18 protein-coding genes are annotated in these 15,787 nt (G+C 60.9%); 12 read left to right on the top strand and 6 right to left on the bottom strand.

All coding sequences use genetic code 11. From position 1 onward, the window contains the following. Positions 1-64 precede the first annotated feature (64 nt). On the top strand, positions 65-1,225 hold the full coding sequence (locus tag BLS26_RS24735) for an IS30 family transposase (protein WP_092511988.1): 1,161 nt from the start codon (positions 65-67) through the stop codon (positions 1,223-1,225). Between the two features lie 283 nt (positions 1,226-1,508). Here the strand turns inward: BLS26_RS24735 and BLS26_RS35960 are convergent, their stop codons facing one another. Both BLS26_RS35960 and BLS26_RS24725 read right to left on the bottom strand, forming a co-directional pair. Continuing rightward, the gene (locus tag BLS26_RS35960; protein ID WP_157676581.1) at positions 1,509-2,297 is read right to left on the bottom strand and encodes a hypothetical protein; all 789 of its coding nucleotides are present in this window, start codon (positions 2,295-2,297) and stop codon (positions 1,509-1,511) included. A 505-nt stretch (positions 2,298-2,802) separates the two neighbouring features. Continuing rightward, on the bottom strand, positions 2,803-3,927 hold the full coding sequence (locus tag BLS26_RS24725; protein ID WP_244541680.1) for a transglycosylase SLT domain-containing protein: 1,125 nt from the start codon (positions 3,925-3,927) through the stop codon (positions 2,803-2,805). A 327-nt stretch (positions 3,928-4,254) separates the two neighbouring features. On the opposite strand from BLS26_RS24725, the gene BLS26_RS24720 reads away from it, so the two are divergent. The 3 genes from BLS26_RS24720 (at position 4,255) to BLS26_RS24710 (ending at position 7,179) form a co-directional block, all read left to right on the top strand. Beyond that, positions 4,255-5,451: a L,D-transpeptidase gene (locus BLS26_RS24720; protein WP_244541679.1), complete on the top strand. Its 1,197-nt coding sequence runs from the start codon at positions 4,255-4,257 to the stop codon at positions 5,449-5,451. A 502-nt stretch (positions 5,452-5,953) separates the two neighbouring features. Then, positions 5,954-6,694 (top strand): haloacid dehalogenase type II, encoded by a 741-nt coding sequence (locus BLS26_RS24715; RefSeq protein WP_092515204.1) that lies wholly within the window; start codon positions 5,954-5,956, stop codon positions 6,692-6,694. 17 nt (positions 6,695-6,711) lie between these two features. After that, complete coding sequence (locus BLS26_RS24710) at positions 6,712-7,179, top strand: YbaK/EbsC family protein (RefSeq protein WP_092515203.1); 468 nt, start codon at positions 6,712-6,714, stop codon at positions 7,177-7,179. A gap of 133 nt (positions 7,180-7,312) precedes the next feature. On the opposite strand, the gene BLS26_RS24705 is transcribed toward BLS26_RS24710, so the two are convergent. Both BLS26_RS24705 and BLS26_RS24700 read right to left on the bottom strand, forming a co-directional pair. After that, positions 7,313-7,558 carry a hypothetical protein gene (locus tag BLS26_RS24705; protein ID WP_371360664.1) on the bottom strand — a complete coding sequence of 82 codons (246 nt, stop codon included), beginning with the start codon at positions 7,556-7,558 and terminating at the stop codon, positions 7,313-7,315. 439 nt (positions 7,559-7,997) lie between these two features. Continuing rightward, on the bottom strand, positions 7,998-8,987 hold the full coding sequence (locus BLS26_RS24700) for a tripartite tricarboxylate transporter substrate binding protein (protein ID WP_092515202.1): 990 nt from the start codon (positions 8,985-8,987) through the stop codon (positions 7,998-8,000). Positions 8,988-9,438: 451 nt separating this feature from the next. Here BLS26_RS24700 and BLS26_RS24695 point away from each other — a divergent pair, with 451 nt between their 5' ends. Genes BLS26_RS24695 through BLS26_RS24685 form a run of 3 tightly spaced genes read left to right on the top strand, consistent with a single transcriptional unit; the run spans position 9,439 to position 10,687 of the window. After that, positions 9,439-9,750, top strand: a complete 312-nt coding sequence (locus BLS26_RS24695; RefSeq protein ID WP_092515201.1) for a helix-turn-helix transcriptional regulator — start codon at positions 9,439-9,441, stop codon at positions 9,748-9,750. A 2-nt stretch (positions 9,751-9,752) separates the two neighbouring features. Further along, the gene (locus BLS26_RS24690; protein WP_092515200.1) at positions 9,753-10,238 is read left to right on the top strand and encodes an SRPBCC family protein; all 486 of its coding nucleotides are present in this window, start codon (positions 9,753-9,755) and stop codon (positions 10,236-10,238) included. A 35-nt stretch (positions 10,239-10,273) separates the two neighbouring features. Beyond that, on the top strand, positions 10,274-10,687 hold the full coding sequence (locus BLS26_RS24685) for an MAPEG family protein (RefSeq protein WP_092515199.1): 414 nt from the start codon (positions 10,274-10,276) through the stop codon (positions 10,685-10,687). A gap of 102 nt (positions 10,688-10,789) precedes the next feature. Here the strand turns inward: BLS26_RS24685 and BLS26_RS24680 are convergent, their stop codons facing one another. Further along, positions 10,790-11,701: a LysR family transcriptional regulator gene (locus BLS26_RS24680; protein WP_092515198.1), complete on the bottom strand. Its 912-nt coding sequence runs from the start codon at positions 11,699-11,701 to the stop codon at positions 10,790-10,792. Positions 11,702-11,816: 115 nt separating this feature from the next. Between BLS26_RS24680 and BLS26_RS24675 the strand changes: the two genes are divergently transcribed. The 5 genes from BLS26_RS24675 (at position 11,817) to BLS26_RS24660 (ending at position 15,367) form a co-directional block, all read left to right on the top strand. Continuing rightward, the gene (locus tag BLS26_RS24675) at positions 11,817-12,569 is read left to right on the top strand and encodes an SDR family NAD(P)-dependent oxidoreductase (RefSeq protein ID WP_092515197.1); all 753 of its coding nucleotides are present in this window, start codon (positions 11,817-11,819) and stop codon (positions 12,567-12,569) included. Positions 12,570-12,637: 68 nt separating this feature from the next. Further along, a complete protein-coding gene (locus tag BLS26_RS24670; RefSeq protein ID WP_092515196.1) occupies positions 12,638-13,336 on the top strand; it encodes a pirin family protein in 699 nt (232 codons plus the stop codon). Between the two features lie 181 nt (positions 13,337-13,517). Then, positions 13,518-14,117 carry an NAD(P)H:quinone oxidoreductase gene (gene wrbA, locus BLS26_RS24665; protein WP_092515195.1) on the top strand — a complete coding sequence of 200 codons (600 nt, stop codon included), beginning with the start codon at positions 13,518-13,520 and terminating at the stop codon, positions 14,115-14,117. Positions 14,118-14,174: 57 nt separating this feature from the next. Beyond that, positions 14,175-14,318: a hypothetical protein gene (locus BLS26_RS36355; protein WP_172804509.1), complete on the top strand. Its 144-nt coding sequence runs from the start codon at positions 14,175-14,177 to the stop codon at positions 14,316-14,318. A 101-nt stretch (positions 14,319-14,419) separates the two neighbouring features. Beyond that, positions 14,420-15,367 (top strand): DUF5996 family protein, encoded by a 948-nt coding sequence (locus tag BLS26_RS24660; RefSeq protein WP_092515194.1) that lies wholly within the window; start codon positions 14,420-14,422, stop codon positions 15,365-15,367. A 103-nt stretch (positions 15,368-15,470) separates the two neighbouring features. On the opposite strand, the gene BLS26_RS24655 is transcribed toward BLS26_RS24660, so the two are convergent. Beyond that, the gene (locus BLS26_RS24655; RefSeq protein WP_092515193.1) at positions 15,471-15,653 is read right to left on the bottom strand and encodes a hypothetical protein; all 183 of its coding nucleotides are present in this window, start codon (positions 15,651-15,653) and stop codon (positions 15,471-15,473) included. Positions 15,654-15,787: the final 134 nt, after the last annotated feature.

Below are 15,787 nucleotides of genomic sequence, written 5' to 3'. Positions count from 1 at the left end.
TCCCACGGTGGTCTCAACCGGTCGACGCAACACTTTATCTTAGAGGGAAAAGATGGAGTGTGGGATGGAACGAAGATTTCATAGAGGTTTTACTGCGGCAGAGAAAACGGAGTTATGGGATCGCTGGAAGCGCGGGGAGTCATTGAAGGCGATAGGGCGAGCTTTTGGTAAGCAGTCATCGTCGATCTATTTTCTGGTTGCCCCGCATGGAGGGTTTCGTCCTGCGGAGCGGCGTCGCTCCAGGTTGGCATTGACGCATGCGGAACGCGAGGTGATTTCCAGAGGTGTTAGCGCACGTCGATCGGCCCGGTCTATCGCCAAACTGCTTGGCCGCTCACCCTCGACGGTGAGCCGGGAAATGAGCCGCAATGGCGGCTGTGATCGCTACCGGGCGACAGTTGCGGACGAGAATGCCTGGGCACGATCGCGTCGTCCAAAATGTTGTAAATTGGCGATCAATTCGCGGCTTCGGCAGGCCGTGGCAGGGAAGCTCAGATTGGATTGGTCACCCGAGCAGATAGCCGGTTGGCTGAAGAGAACGCATCCTGAAGACGAGTATAATCAGGTGTCACACGAGACCATCTATCGCAGCCTGTTTGTCCAAGCGCGCGGCGTGCTCAAGAAAGAGCTGCTTTGCCATCTCCGATCGAAGCGCTCGATGCGTCGCTCCAGGCCGGTTGATCCGAATGGCGATAGACGGGGGCATATGAAGGATGCCGTCTCAATCCGTCAGCGACCGGCTGCGGTTGAAGATAGGGCGGTGCCTGGCCATTGGGAGGGCGATCTGCTGTCCGGGCCGAACAACACCTACATCGCGACCTTGGTCGAGCGTCAAACGCGTTACGTGATGTTGGCCAAGGTGGCAGGCAAGGACACCCGGACGGTAGTCACCGCACTCATCAAGCAGGCGAAGAAGCTACCAAAGGAGCTGTATAAGTCCTTGACCTGGGACCGGGGCAAGGAACTGACGGCTCATCGTCGATTTACGTTGGCGACCAACATCGACGTCTATTTTTGCGATCCGCAAAGCCCGTGGCAGCGCGGGTCGAACGAGAACACCAATGGCCTGTTGAGACAGTACTTCCCTCAGGGCACCGACTTGTCGGTGCATTCGCAAGCCCATCTGAACAAAGTGGCTCGTCAACTAAACGAACGGCCACGTGAGACCTTGCAATTTGAAACCCCAGCAGAGAGATTTAACGCCTGTGTTGCGTCGACCGGTTGAGCCGGCACACGCTTTGCGGACTTAAACCGGACATCGCCGCAGGTCCGAAAAGTGCCATGAACGGACTCATGCACCGCAGCAAAAACCCGTCACAACGCGGAGCGCGTCGCAACGGGGTACTACTTAAGGGGAAGCGCGGCCAAACAGCCGCTCGGCGTCTGCTCTATGCCAGCAAAACAGAGCTATGCACAGCAGCAACCTGCTCATGGTGTTTGGCCGGGCTGCTCTAGAGGGGCTGTCCGCCGATGCCGCGGGGCTTGGCAAGGTACAGCGTCACTTTCTGCTAGTTCAAATTGAGCCAACCGGCGCTTGGCAGGGGCCACGGTGGCTGGGCATTTTGCACGGGCTGGACCTGTGCTTGTGTATTTTGCACGGGCCGGACCTGTACCGGTGCATTTTGCTCGCGCCGCATCTGTACTCGGGCATTTTGGACGGGCCGGACTATTGCTCGGGCATTATGCTCGGGCCGGATCTCTGCCTGCGCATTGTGTGCCGGCTTGACGTGTCGGTGCTTTTGCACAGGCCGGACCTGTGCTCGGGCATTTTGCACGGCCTGTGCTTGGTCATCTTGGACTTGGGCTTGGGCTTGGGCATCTTGTACGGACTGTTCGGGCCGGACCTGTGCCTGTGAATCTTCCTCCGCCGCCCAAGCCTGGAATTGCTTCAACAAGGCTTCTGCTGGTGGCTCACGGATTTCGGTCTCGCTCTGAACGGCATTTTTAAAAGCGGCAGCAATTTCTTCGCCCGTCGGGGCTTCGCTTGCAGTCGGCGGCAAAGCCTGAGCGTCGGCCGTTGATTGAATTGTTGGCATCGACTGAGTGTCATCCTGAGACGCCGATGTGCCGACCAGGGAAGCCGTGACGTTCGCAAGGAGCGCAATTGGATTTCCAACTAAAATCGCGAAGACGATCGCTGCCGCCGTTACAACCAAAATACTCGTCGTGAGGATTCGGAACGAAATAGCCGCTCTGTCCCAAGCTTTTCCGATACCCGGCTGCTCGGGTTCCTCGGTCTGAACGGAGAGAAAGAGAGGAATCGGCTGGTCAAGAGGGACGCTGTCTTTCGTCGCCATGTTTGATGCCTCCACGCTACAACGCAACAATCGGGCATCCTGGCATCAGCTTCTTATTGTTCTTGTTGACCGGCACCCTGCCCTCGGACCCCAAAAAGCAAGAATCACCGACACGAGTTAGGAGAAATCTTGATTTCATTGGGGCGATCGATCAATGGGGCCATAAATCGGCCGCAACCCAGCGGCGGGGCTACGTTCGTGATGCCGAGCTGTTCACGGATCATGCCGGGGCCGGGCTGCCTTGAGATTATTTTCATGTCCGCTCTTGAGCGCGTAACGGACTCAAGTCGGACATCAGGCCATTTCCGTTTTGTGCCAAAGCAGACATCGGCACCTGATCGATCACCTCGTTAGCACGCAGCAGGAGCGATCCGAGCGCGTCGTTGACGACGTAAAGTGCATCCGCGCGACCACTGAGGAATGAGCGGCACCACGTGCCGCAGCGGCGGTTGAGGCCCCCTCGGCCCGCGGGTGCGGCAACTCCTGCCAACCACTCAACGGAAATTTACTGGTGCGCCCCTTCGGCGTCGGCGGTCGCGGTGCCCATGTATTTCGATTGGAAATGAGCAACCCGCTCTCGCCACATTCCGACGAACGCCTCCGACGTCAGCTTTTCCACCGATTTCCACGCCTCTTTGACGGTCGGAAGCGTATTGCCCCAGATCGCGCGCCTGCACCATTTTTCGCCCTTCTCCCTGCCTTCGCTGGTGGCGCACATCGATTTCCAGGCGATGCGATTGGGTTGGCTGAGGTGCTCCGCGGCGCCTTCCCAGCCCTGCTGATGGATCAGGTAGAGATCGTTCAAGTCCGGCTTCCTGTGCGTCACCCACTCGAACAGAATGCCTTCAGTAATGATCTTGTAGGCTGCCGCAACGGCATTATCGCGGGGATTGAGAATGTCTCCGGAGCCGAATTTGCCGAACTCGTATTTGCTCAGCTGGAACAGCCCGATATACGACCCGGTGCGTTGCTTGGGGTCGAAACCGGACTCGACCTTGGCCACCGCCTTCATGAAAGTGAAATCCAGACCGAAAGCGTCGGACGCGCGCTTGATCTCTTCCACCGGCGTTCCGACCGGGATGTCCTTGAACGAACGCAAGACGATCGCAGCCGGCTTCTCGGCAGGCGGCAGTTCGGACCAGACATAACAAATGAGATACCGGAAATCCTGCGGCCCCGAGTTGGAGGCACCGCCGGATGCACCGCACGTTGTCGGCGCCAGTTGCGCGGCATCACGGTGGCCCGGGTCCACCGATTTCTGCACAGGCGGTAAATCGGCCGACAGCGTCTGCGACGGATCGGGCAACGCGGCCACGACCATCGTTTCCGGCTTATCCGAGGCCACCGTCGTGTCTGTGGCCGTCCCCGCCGCGGGTTCGGCGGCCGTCGCCACTTCGGCGCTAGCGACAGCGGCGTTCGCGACAATGGCGTTGGCCATTGCGATTGCCTGCGGTTCATCTGCGAGCCTGGCGTTGGCGGCGAGAGAGGCTGCGCGGTCCTCGATTGGCACTGCGCCGGAGTTCTCGATACTGGCCGTAGCGAAGCCAGGAAGCCGGGCGACGACCCAGACTGCGAGAATGACCGTTCCGCACAACGCTGCCGCCACTATCGCAAATCGCCGCGTGTTCATGATGCCGTCGCCTCCATAGGCTCCACCGGAGCCGTGTAGAAAAGCCAAGCATGCGAAGAGCCTCATTCTTGGGATCAATATGGGTCGCGCAATGGCGCAAACGGCCGCTCGTCAATTTTTCCAAAACATGTTGCCCGATTGCAACGCGTCGATCGCAAGCAATTGCGCCGGTCTCAACGGCACACCGTAATTGTGAGTACGGTCCAATTTTCGACCCACTGCGACCAGATTTGAAGGAGAGGCTTGGCGCGCTGTCGGGATGACGCATCAGGCGTCGGCTTCGCGCATCGTCTCGAAACGATGGAATCGCGGCTATGGGACCGGGCGATGTTCGCTAAGGGATTACCAACAATGCAGCGCGCGATAACAACGGCTGTATTCGCCATTTTCATGATCCCTGCGGGGATCGCACACGCTCAATTTCTGTTTGGACCCCAACACACGTTCTGGCCAGGCCATTACGCTCCGTTCAAACACAAGCACCACCACCGGCAGACAAACTCTGAATCTGCGAAGAACGCTCGGCCCGAGGACCCTCCGAAGGGCCCGCTCCAGATCATCATCTCGATCGCTGACCAACGGGTCTCGCTTTTTGACAACGGGGCCCTGATCGCACGCTCATCGGTGTCCACGGGAACTCAGGGACATCCTACACCCCTCGGCGTGTTCAGCGTGATCAGCAAACAACGATGGCACCGTTCAAATATTTATAGCGCTGCCCCCATGCCCTACATGCAGCGCATCACCTGGTCAGGGATTGCGTTGCATGCCGGTGTCGTGCCTGGGCATCCGGCGTCACACGGCTGCATCCGTTTGAAAAATGACTTTGCCATTCGACTCTGGCATCTCACGAAGCGCGGCACGCGCGTGATCATTGCGCACGACGATGTCCAGCCGGTCGAGATAACCAATCCGCACCTCTTTGAGCCGAAAGCCGTGTCCGGTTCGCCGGAATTTCAGGCTGCCACAGTCGCGGGTAAGAGCATTAGCACAGCTGCGGCAACGCATGGATCACTGGTGTCCAAGGCCGAGACTCCAGAAACCACTAGTCTCCAGGTTCCAAGCTCGGCTCCCGCTGAAGGCGCACCTAGAAAGATGGTTCCGATCTCCGTCTTCGTGAGTCGTAAGTTGAGCAAGCTGTTCGTGCGTCAGGGCTTCTCGCCGTTGTTTGATGTCGCGGTCAAGATCGAAAATCCGGAGGAGCCCCTGGGAACGCACGTGTTTACCGCAATGGAATTCCAGAGCGAGGGAGCGGCTATTCGCTGGACTGTCGTGTCGATTCCCGACGAATTTCCTCGCATCGGGGGTGCCATGAAAGAGCGCGGAGCGCCCGTGAAGCAATCCGCCCTATCGGTACCGTCGCCCGATAAAGCCAACGCTGTCCTCAACCGCATCGAAATACCGCAGGATACCGTTGAGAGGATCTCTAAACTTTTGACGCCGGCCTCTTCATTGATTATTTCCGACAACGGATTTAGCCATGAGACGGGAAAAGACACGGATTTCATCGTGGTAACGCATTGATGCGGCGGCGCGACCCACCAACACACGATGCCACTGCGCAACCCGCTGGAATTGTTCGACCGCAATTCTGGTGCAAAATTCTTGGTGTCCGCACCTAAGCCAAAGCAGCGCGAGTCCGTTCTGGGTCAATCGCGTCGATTTTGCCATACCTGGGAAATGTCCGCTATCCGGCGCATCTCGGACCTGTAATCTCGATGTTGCGAACTGAGTAGGCGCGATTCAAGCTGTCGAAATCAGGCGCGATGCTGCTCGCAAATTGAGGATATGACGCAGCCAGATCGCGCCATGATCGGCACGGCGCGTATGCGGCGGTCGTCATCGGCGTGCCCGCGATCTCGCCCGGTATCCAGGCGCAAGGCGTCAGCGTCGCGGTGCTGGTGATTCTGGCAATCTGCGTTGCCGCCAGTTCACACCGGCGTGGTTCCGAAGTAAATTGGTACATACCGGCAAACGAAGCTGGCCGCGGCCAACCGCAGCGCAATCAGACAGAAGAGTATCACTCGTGACGATCAAAGCCGTCGTGTTCGATGCCTATGGCACGCTCTATGACATTCAATCCGTCGCCACCGTGACCGAACAGGCCTTTCCCGGCTACGGCGAGATCATCACGCAGATCTGGCGCATCAAGCAGCTCGAATATACCTGGCTGCGTTCGCTGATGCGGCGTTACGAGGATTTTTCCGTGGTGACGCGGGAGTCGCTGGCTTACACGCTGCGCTGCCTCGGCCTGAAATACGACGAGCAGGCGTTCGCAGGCATCATGGACAAATATCTGCACCTCGATCTCTACCCTGACGCACTTGCCTCATTGAGCGCGATGAAGGACAGGAAGCTCGCGATCCTGTCCAACGGCAGTCCCGCGATGCTGAATGCGTTGGTGAAAAATTCTGGCCTCGACCGCGTGCTCGATGCCACCATCAGCATCGACGCCAACAAGATCTTCAAGCCGAGCCCGGATGCCTACACGTTGATTGAATCCACCCTTCACGTTTCGCCTGATGACGTGCTGTTCATTTCCTCCAACCCCTGGGATGTCTGCGGCGCCAAGGCGTTCGGCCTCAACGTCGCCTGGATCGAGCGGGTGACGCCGGAAGCGATGGTGCAGGCTTGTAACAAGAGCGATCTCGTCGCGCCCTTGACGATGTTCAAGGCGATCCGTACGCAAATGGATGAACTCGGGTTCGCGCCCGATCACCGCATCCACGCCCTCTCCGAACTGCCCGCATTGGTGGCCAAATCCTGACCCACAGGTCCTGACATATGAGCATCGAGTCCGTTCGCGCCTTCTTCGCCGAGAAGGCGCCCGACATTGCCGTGATTGAATCGACCATGAGTTCGGCCACGGTGATTCTCGCCGCCGAAGCCTACAGCGTCGAGCCGGCGCGGATCGCCAAGACGCTGTCGTTGCGGGTCGGCGACCGCGTGGTGCTGATCGTGGCCGCCGGCACCTCGCGGATGGACAACAAGAAGGTGAAGGCGGCATTCGGGGTAAAGCCGAAAATGCTCGGGCTCGAGGAGGTCGCCGAAATCACCGGCCATGAAGTCGGCGGCGTCTGTCCATTCGGACTGAAGACGCCGCTACCGGTCTATTGCGACGTGTCGCTGAAGGCATTCGACGTCGTGGTGCCGGCCGCGGGCTCGACCCACAGCGCGGTCCGCATCACGCCGTCGCGGATGGCGGAACTGACCGCGGCCGAATGGGTCGATGTCTGCGAGCACAAGCCTTAGAGCGCCGCTCCGATTCGATCGGCACGGGGCTCCAAGATTCTTGTTTTGACGCGTTTTCTACACGCGAACCGGTGTCCACCCACGGATCAAGTCCGAGGGCATGCTTCGCTTGAAAACGCTCTGAGCGGCTGCGCTACTCGTCATTATTGTAGGACGGCCTCGGCGGCGCGAGCGGTGCCGGCTGCGCGGCGCGCGGCCGCTGCGCCGTTGTCGGTGGCGCGACGCGCGCAGGCGACTGATCCGCGCTGGCGCTGGATTCGAACACCGCGCGGCAGGAATTGCCAAGCGACGGCGTGTTCTGCCGCAGGCACGCCACGATCCGGTTCACGTCCGGAATCTGATCGCTGCATAGCCGCATCACGTCGGGGGTGCAGGCCATCTGCTGCTCCCAGGTTCCGCGATATTCTTCAGACCAAGCCGGACTTGCAGCAGCGATTCCGATCATCGTCGCAAGGCCCAAGGAAGAGTTCAGGACAATCCGTTGCGTTGGCATGGACGGGCCTTTCGTAAGCATGTGAATTGACGCGGCTGGTTCCGCGCGGCGATGGGCGCGAGCCTGCCAAGGGAATGCGGAAGGGAATGCGGCCATGCCACGTTAACGCATACAAAAAAATGTGAAGCGGGTTCCCTACTCGACCGCCGCGCCGGGCTAGACCAACCGTCATTGCGAGCGCAGCGACTTGTCCGTCGAAGCTCAACGAGCGAAGGCGGAAGCAATCCATCTTGCGGTGGAAGGAAGAATGGATTGCTTCGTCGCGGAGCCTGTCATCGGGCGCGCATTCGCGCGACCCGTTGGCTCCTCGCAATGACGAAACGCTCTACTCCACCTTGCCGATCTTCTTCACCGCCGCGACCAGCCGCGCGCTGTCTTCGGCGACGAACTTTGAAAATTCCGGCGCGTCCTGATACGCCACCGGGCTGCCGGCGGTGTCGAACGTCTTGACCACTTCGGGCGCCTTCACCGCCTGCGCCATCGCCTCGCGCAGCCGCGTCATGATCGGCGCCGGCAAATTGCTTTGCGCAAACAATCCGGCCCAGATGTAGAACTCGACATCCTTGTAGCCGAGCTCCCTGAACGTCGGCAGATCGGGGAAACTCGCAACCCGTTCGGCGCCCCAGTTCGCCAGCACCCGCATCTTGCCGTCGTCGACCTGCTGTTTCAGCGTGCCCGGCGCCGAGGCCAGCGCCTGTACCGTGCCTGACAGTAGCGCGGTCAGTGCCGGACCCGCGCCGCGGAACGGCACGTGCAGCAGTTTGATGCCAGCGCTCGCCGCAAACATTTCCATCGCGACATGCAACGTGCCGTAGGGGCCGGACGAACCGTAGGGAATTTGTCCCGGGCGCTGCTTGGCATCGTCGACGAAATCCTGCAGCGTCTTCCATGGCGCCGAGGCCGGCACCGCCAGCAAGGTCGGATCGGCGAGCACGCGCGCGACCGGCGCAAATTGCGAAACTTCGTACGATATCGGCCGGTCGAACAACCGGTCCGCTTCCGGCAGCACCGCCAACGACGACAGCGTCATCAGCAGCGTGTAGCCATCAGGCTCGGCGCGCGCGGCCTGCGCATTGCCGACCGACCCGCCGCCGCCGCCAGCGCGGTTGTCGACGATGACGGGCTTGCCGAGGATCCGCTCCAGCGCCTGCGCCACCGGACGCGCCGCGAGATCGGCCTGCCCGCCGGGCGGAAACGGCACGATCATTGTGATGTTGCGCGAGGGATAGGGGCTTTGGGCGAAGGCCGTGTTGGAGAGCGCGGTTTGTGCAAGCGGCAGCGCGGCGGCGGCCTTGAGAAGTTCGCGGCGGTTCATCGGCAGTCTCTCCCCGGTGATTTTGTTTTGGTTATTGGGGCTAGCCTAGCCTGAACTCCGTAGGGCGCGCAAAGGCACCCTTTGTCGCCAGAAAGCAACAAGCGGCTCTGCGCGTATCCGCAACCGCTAACCGCGAAATGAAAAGATCGCTCGGAGAGTAACTGCCAATAGTTGCTCAAAATCATGGACGCTTTAGGCAAATGTCAGGGAGCGACATCACAAGTTCTGGAGCGTTCGAGTTGACGTACACTTAGTCACCCTCTTTGGTTTGTTCTTCTTAAAGTCGTTATCAGACGGAGCGTTCTCCGGCCCCCTGAAACACGAATAGCGGTTCCATTTCTCGTCACGATTGACTCAATAATAAGTACAGGCTAATCATTAGCTATGACTGATTATCGCGTGAAGGCTCGATTGATCGATTTGAATAGCAGCCCACGGGCTTCGGTTAGCCATGGCCAAAGATAGCCTGCAACTAGCTGCCCTGGGCGATCCTACTCGCAGAAGGATATTCGAGTTGGTGGGAGCGCGGCCTCGCACTGTGGCTGACATCACGCGAGAATTGACGGTCTCACAGTCGGCCGTCTCGCAGCACCTCAAGGTGCTCCGCGAGTCTCGTTTGGTTCGTGCTGAGCCGAAGGGTGCCAGCAATGTTTATCACATCGATCCAGCAGGGCTTGGTCAGATGCGTGCTTGGCTCGACCGTTTCTGGAGCGGCACGTTGGCAGCTTACAAAATAGCCGTCGAAAAACCGCGGGAGGAATAACAATGAGCACACGTCTGTCGGTCGCGCCCATCAAGCAGTCTATTGTGGTGGAAGCGTCAATCGAGCGCGCGTTCAAGGTCTTCACTGAAGATTTCGGCAGCTTCAAGCCGCCCGAGCACAATCTGCTCACCGTCCCCATCGCGGAGACCGTGTTCGAGCCTCGGGTAGGTGGACACATCTATGATCGAGGCGTCGACGGCAGCGAATGCCACTGGGCGCGCGTGCTGGCATATGAACCGCCAAATCGGGTACTTCTAAGCTGGGACATCAGCCCGACCTGGCAGATCGAGACCAACCCCGACAAGACCAGTGAATGGGAAGTCTGGTTCATCGCGGAAACGCCAAGTCGAACGCGGTTGGAACTGGAGCACCGCCACCTCGAGCGACACGGCGAAGGCTGGGAAGGCGTCCGTGCAGGCGTTGAGGGCGATCAGGGTTGGCCGCTCTACCTTCAACGGTTTGCCAGGATTATCGCTGGCGAGGCTTGACGCTCGCCTGTCCCCTCGACCGCGCGGAGATTCCTATGACGGCGTACTCATTCAGCATCGTCGGAGTACTTTTTCTCTGTCTCCTGTCAATCGTACTGGCGGTTCATTCGGGATCGTCCAAAGGAAGAGCCGGCGCGCTGTCCGGGCCTGTCTTGCCACCCGACGACGATAACCTGCTCTACCGCGTCGATCGCGTGCACATGAACGCGGTAGAGGCGCTGACTCCATTCGCTGTCCCGGCTGTGCTGGCGACAATGGTAGGTGTGAGTCCAACCCTACTTGCAACGCTGGTATGGGTCTACGTCGCAATCCGCGTGATCCACGTTGCGGTCTATTTGCGCGGCGGCAAGGCCGCCAAAGGCGGCAGCTTCAGAACCGTTCTCTACGTTTCAGGGGCGCTCGTTACCGTCGTACTTATTGCCACAACGGCGCTAGCGACCATCCACTGAATCCGCGAGGGAATCCCAGCGAGAGCTGAAAGCGCCCGGTGTTGGCACTTTGCGGGACATGGAGGCATGTCCGACTTGGGTTCGCTGTCCACACTCTAGCCCCTACCCCCGCCCCTTCCCCTTCAAAAATTTCTTCGCCAGAAATTCCGCCAGCACCTCGACGCGGGCGGGGCGCGGGCCGCCGGGCGGGGTGACCAGATGCACCGCGCCTTCCGGCTGCTTCCAGCCTTTCAGGATCACCTCGACCTCGCCGGATGCAATGGCGTCGCCGATGATGAAGTCCGGCAGGTCGGCAATGCCGAGACCCGCAACGACCGACGGCAACAGCGCTTCGCCGTTGTTGACCCGCAATTGTCCCGCAGGGCGCACGCTGGCTTCTTCTCCGGCGGCGTTGGTGTAGTGCCAGAGGTTGGGCGTCGACAGATAGGTGTAGCCGAAGCACTTGTGCTGGGCGAGATGCATCGGATGCGTCGGCCGGCCGTGACGCTTGAGATAGGAAGGGGCTGCCACCGTATAGCGCGGCATCGCGCAGAGCCGCCGCGCGATCAGGGACGAATCCGGCAGCCGCGCGATGCGCAGGCCGGCGTCGAAGCCGTCGCCGATCAGATCGACGGTGGCGTCGCTGAGGTGAAGGTCGATCGAGACCTCCGGATAGGCTGCGAGGAATTCCGGCAGCAGCGGCGCCACCGCCTTAACCCCGAACGTCATCGGCACCGCGAGCCGCACCAGCCCGCGCGGCGCTGATGATTGCGACAACGCCTCGTTTTCGACCGCCTCGCCGTCGGCCAGCAGGCGCGCGGCATGTCCGGCGAGTTTTTGCCCGGCATCGGTCAACGCCAGCCGCCGCGAGGTGCGGTTGAACAGCCGAGCCCCGAGCCGCTGTTCCAGCCGGCTGACCGCTTTCGACACCGTCGCCTTGGACAGCGCCAGTTCGGCCGCGGCTGCGGCAAACGACCGTAATTCCACGACTTTCGCGAAGATCGCGAGCGCTTCGAAATCCGGGAGTTTGGACATGCAAGGCACCCCTATTGTCTTTTTTAGAAACAATGAGTTTCCATAGTTTCTATTTCTATACCACAGCCGGAGGCATATCCAAGCGTCATCGGAATTCAAGCAACGGAGAAATCCAATGACCAAGAAACTCGCAGGCAAGGTTGCCCTCGTCACCGGCGGTTCGCGCGGCATCGGCGCTGCCAGCGCCCGCGCGCTCGCCGATGAAGGCGCCAACGTCGCCATCAGCTACGTCGCCTCGCCCGACAAGGCCGAAGCGGTGGTCCGCGAATTGAAGGCCAAGGGCGTCGAAGCCCGCGCCTACAAGGCCGATCAGGCCTCCTCAGTCGAGGTCGAACAACTGGTGAAGGACGTCGCCAGGCAATTCGGCCGGCTCGACATCCTCGTCAACAATGCCGGCGTCGCCGTCAGCGGCGCGGTCGACGATGCCAATGCCGATACCGCAGCGCTTGCCCGCCAGGATGCGATCAACGTTCACGGCGTCATTACCGCAATCCGCACGGCGTCGAAACTGATGGGTGAAGGCGGACGCATCGTCACCGTCGGCTCCGGTATCGCCACCCGCGCCTCGTTCCCCGGGCTTGCCGACTACGCCGCCTCCAAGGCTGCGATCGTCGGCTACACCAAGGGCGCCTCGCGCGACCTCGGCCCCCGCGGCATCACAGTCAACGTGCTGCAGCCCGGATCGATCGACACCGACATGAACCCGAAGGATGGCGGCGACTTCGCCGAAGCCCAGCGCACGCAGCACGCGCTGCAACGCTACGGCACCGCGGAAGAGATCGCAGCCGGCGTCGTATTCCTCACCAGCCCGCAAGCCTCGTTCGTGACCGGCACGGTACTCAACGTCGATGGCGGCTTCGGCGCCTAACTCAAACCCCGATCGCCGGGCGCGCTGCGCCCGGCCGCTCCACAAAACATTCAACCAAGGAATATCCCATGATCGAACTCAGACCCTTTGCAAAACTCGGCGGCGCCGATCACGGCTGGCTGAAGGCCAAGCACCACTTCTCGTTCGGCAGCCACTACGACCCCGATAATATGGGCCACGGCTCCTTGCGGGTTTGGAACGACGACGAGATCGCGCCGAACACCGGCTTTCCCGCCCATCCCCACGCCAACATGGAAATCATCACCTATGTCCGCGAAGGCGCGATCACGCACCAGGACAGTCTCGGCAACAAGGGCCGCACCGAAGCGGGCGACGTGCAGGTGATGAGCGCCGGCAGCGGCATTCGTCACTCCGAGTACAATCTGGAGCCGACCAAGACCCGGATCTTCCAGATCTGGATCGAGCCGACGACGAAGGGTGGCCAGCCGACCTGGGGCGCGAAACCGTTTCCGAAGTCGGATCGCTCCGGCAAGCTCGTCACCATCGCCAGCGGCATTGCCGGCGACAACGACGCGCTGCCGATCCGGGCCGATGCGCGGGTGCTCGCCACCACGCTGAAGGCCGGCGAGAGCGCCGAATACGACGCCGGCAAGGCGCGCCGCCTCTATCTGGTGCCCGCGGCCGGCAGCGTCGAAGTCAACGGCGTGCGCGTCAACGCCCGCGACGGCGCTGCGATCCGCGATGAGGCGAAGTTGACCATCACTGCACTGGAGGATTCCGAACTGGTGCTGGTCGACGCGGCGTAGGGATCACCACTCTCACCGTCATGCCCGGCCTTGTGCCGGGCATCCACGACTTTACGCGAAGCAAGACGTGGATGGCCGGGACATCTAGTGCGAAGACGTGCTTCGCACTTCTGCCCGGCCATGACGGCGGATTTTTTGTCTCGAACAACTCACTCAATCCCAACACCACAGGAGAGCCATCATGGCCAAAGTACTCGTGCTCTATTATTCCGCCTACGGTCACATCGAAGCGATGGCGAATGCCGTCGCCGAAGGCGCCCGCGAAGCCGGCGCCACGGTCGACATCAAACGCGTGCCCGAACTGGTGCCCGCCGATGTCGCCAAGGCGTCGTATTACAAGGTCGATCAGGCGGCTCCGATCGCCAAGGTCGAGGAACTCCCCAATTATGACGCCATCATCGTCGGCACCGGCACCCGCTTCGGCCGCATGTCGTCGCAGATGGCCAACTTCCTCGACCAGGCCGGCGGCCTCTGGGTCAAGGGCGCCCTGCACGGCAAGGTCGGCGGCGCCTTTGCCTCGACCGCGACCCAGCATGGCGGCCAGGAGACCACGCTGTTTTCGATCATCACCAATCTCTTACACTTTGGTATGACGATCGTCGGCCTCAACTATGGTTTCGCCGGGCAGATGAAACTCGACGAAGTGACCGGCGGCGCGCCCTATGGCGCCACCACCATCACGGGCGGCGACGGCAGCCGTCAGCCGAGCGAGAACGAGCTCGCCGGCGCGCGCTATCAAGGACGTGTGATCGCGGAGACCGCGAAAAAACTGCATGGCTGATGCGATATCGGCGGCGTTCTCTTCGGAGAATGCCGCCATATCTGTCCGTCGGGGACGATGGACATCGGCATGATCGAAATTCTTTTTATGGCGCAGGCCGTGCGCAATCCGCTGCAGGCGATTGCGCGGCGCTGGTGGTGCTGGAGCCTCTTCCGCGCCACGCGCGGCCAGCGGCGTTGCGCTGGATGCACGAAATCGTGAGGCGCTAGCGCGCCGGGTCGTGGCCCGGCAGGCCTTCAGGCCGGCGCGGAAAATCCGTGATACGCTTCTGCCTTCACGATCAATACGTACGGGGTTCAGGCATGAGCAACCATCAGCAAACCCCGTGGCCGGAATTGCCGACCGCGGCGTGGCGTGACACCGCTGCGACGGTGCAGCTCTGGACCCAGATCGTCGGCAAGATCCGGCTGACCAAGTCGCCCTGGCTCAATCACTCCTGGCACGTGACGCTCTATGTCACCCCGCGCGGCTTGACGACCTCGCCGGTGCCGGATGGCACACGAACGTTCCAGATCGACTTCGATTTCATCGACCACGTTTTGCACATCGCGACCAGCGACGGCGCGCACCGGCAGTTCGCGCTGGCCGGGCACTCGGTCGCGAGCTTCTACGCCGCGACGCTGGCAGCGTTGGCAGACCTCGGCATCGCCGTCAGCATCGACGAGATGCCGAACGAAATCCCGGAGCCGGTGCGATTCTCGCTGGACACCGTGCATGCGTCCTACGATCCCGATGCGGTGCGGCGCTTCCTGCAGATCCTGGTGAATTGCGATCGCGTCTTCAAGCAATTCCGCACCGGCTTTCTCGGCAAGGCGAGCCCGGTGCATTTCTTCTGGGGCAGTTTCGATCTGGCCGTGACGCGCTTCTCGGGCCGCCGCGCGCCGCGCCATCCCGGCGGCGTGCCGCATTTGCCCGATGCGGTCGCCTGCGAAGCCTATTCGCATGAGGTCTCGAGCGCCGGCTTCTGGCCGGGCGGCGGCGCCATCGATTATCCCGCGTTCTATTCCTATGCCTATCCCGAGCCGGCGGGTTTTCGCGCCGCGAAGGCAAAGCCCGATGCGGCGTTCTTCAGCGAAGAACTCGGCGAATTCATTTTGCCCTATGATGCCGTACGCACGGCTGCCGATCCCGACAAGGCGCTGCTCGATTTCCTTGAGAGTACGTATCAAGCCGCGGCGGTGGCCGGAAAATGGGATCGCGATGCGCTGGAATGCGACCAGGGCCGGCCGGGCGTGGTGCGGCAGATTTAGCTTGGAGGTTTCGTAGGGTGGGTTAGGCGCAGCCGTAACCCACCAAGGCTTAAGCAAGACGGTGGGTTACGGCTGCGCCTAACCCACCCTACGAAGTAACGTATCAATGCTTGACGACCGTCTGCTTTATTTCCGCGCCGCAGTCGGCGCATTCATAGGTGAAGTCGATCTTCGCCATGCTCCAATGCGGCTCGACGTCGCGCACGAACATCGGAAGTCCGACGCAACTCGGACAAATGACGAAAGCCGGCTCGATGTCGTCGTGATGATGGATGTAGGCTGGCATGTCGGTTCTCCCCAAGGAAGCATTCACCAGTAAGCCCGTGACCCGACTCACAGCATACGCCCGCGCCGCAAATCCGATCATGAACTCTGGCGAACACAGGAAGAACGGCGGCACATTTCCGGTACATGTGACCG

It is taken from the genome of Afipia sp. GAS231, assembly GCF_900103365.1.
Classification (GTDB): domain Bacteria; phylum Pseudomonadota; class Alphaproteobacteria; order Rhizobiales; family Xanthobacteraceae; genus Bradyrhizobium.
The sequence above is the reverse complement of the archived record's forward strand: the minus strand, read 5'-3'. Positions and strand labels throughout refer to the sequence as shown.

Bases quoted from the DNA above. Each gene is read 5' to 3' on its own strand.
- BLS26_RS24735 (WP_092511988.1), top strand. From the start codon at position 65: ATGGAACGAAGATTTCATAGAGGTTTTACTGCGGCAGAGAAAACGGAG.
- BLS26_RS35960 (WP_157676581.1), bottom strand. From the start codon at position 2,297: ATGGCGACGAAAGACAGCGTCCCTCTTGACCAGCCGATTCCTCTCTTT.
- BLS26_RS24725 (WP_244541680.1), bottom strand. From the start codon at position 3,927: ATGAACACGCGGCGATTTGCGATAGTGGCGGCAGCGTTGTGCGGAACG.
- BLS26_RS24720 (WP_244541679.1), top strand. From the start codon at position 4,255: ATGTTCGCTAAGGGATTACCAACAATGCAGCGCGCGATAACAACGGCT.
- BLS26_RS24710 (WP_092515203.1), top strand. From the start codon at position 6,712: ATGAGCATCGAGTCCGTTCGCGCCTTCTTCGCCGAGAAGGCGCCCGAC.
- BLS26_RS24705 (WP_371360664.1), bottom strand. From the start codon at position 7,558: ATGGCCTGCACCCCCGACGTGATGCGGCTATGCAGCGATCAGATTCCG.
- BLS26_RS24700 (WP_092515202.1), bottom strand. From the start codon at position 8,987: ATGAACCGCCGCGAACTTCTCAAGGCCGCCGCCGCGCTGCCGCTTGCA.
- BLS26_RS24695 (WP_092515201.1), top strand. From the start codon at position 9,439: ATGGCCAAAGATAGCCTGCAACTAGCTGCCCTGGGCGATCCTACTCGC.
- BLS26_RS24690 (WP_092515200.1), top strand. From the start codon at position 9,753: ATGAGCACACGTCTGTCGGTCGCGCCCATCAAGCAGTCTATTGTGGTG.
- BLS26_RS24685 (WP_092515199.1), top strand. From the start codon at position 10,274: ATGACGGCGTACTCATTCAGCATCGTCGGAGTACTTTTTCTCTGTCTC.
- BLS26_RS24680 (WP_092515198.1), bottom strand. From the start codon at position 11,701: ATGTCCAAACTCCCGGATTTCGAAGCGCTCGCGATCTTCGCGAAAGTC.
- BLS26_RS24675 (WP_092515197.1), top strand. From the start codon at position 11,817: ATGACCAAGAAACTCGCAGGCAAGGTTGCCCTCGTCACCGGCGGTTCG.
- BLS26_RS24670 (WP_092515196.1), top strand. From the start codon at position 12,638: ATGATCGAACTCAGACCCTTTGCAAAACTCGGCGGCGCCGATCACGGC.
- wrbA (WP_092515195.1), top strand. From the start codon at position 13,518: ATGGCCAAAGTACTCGTGCTCTATTATTCCGCCTACGGTCACATCGAA.
- BLS26_RS36355 (WP_172804509.1), top strand. From the start codon at position 14,175: ATGGACATCGGCATGATCGAAATTCTTTTTATGGCGCAGGCCGTGCGC.
- BLS26_RS24660 (WP_092515194.1), top strand. From the start codon at position 14,420: ATGAGCAACCATCAGCAAACCCCGTGGCCGGAATTGCCGACCGCGGCG.
- BLS26_RS24655 (WP_092515193.1), bottom strand. From the start codon at position 15,653: ATGCCAGCCTACATCCATCATCACGACGACATCGAGCCGGCTTTCGTC.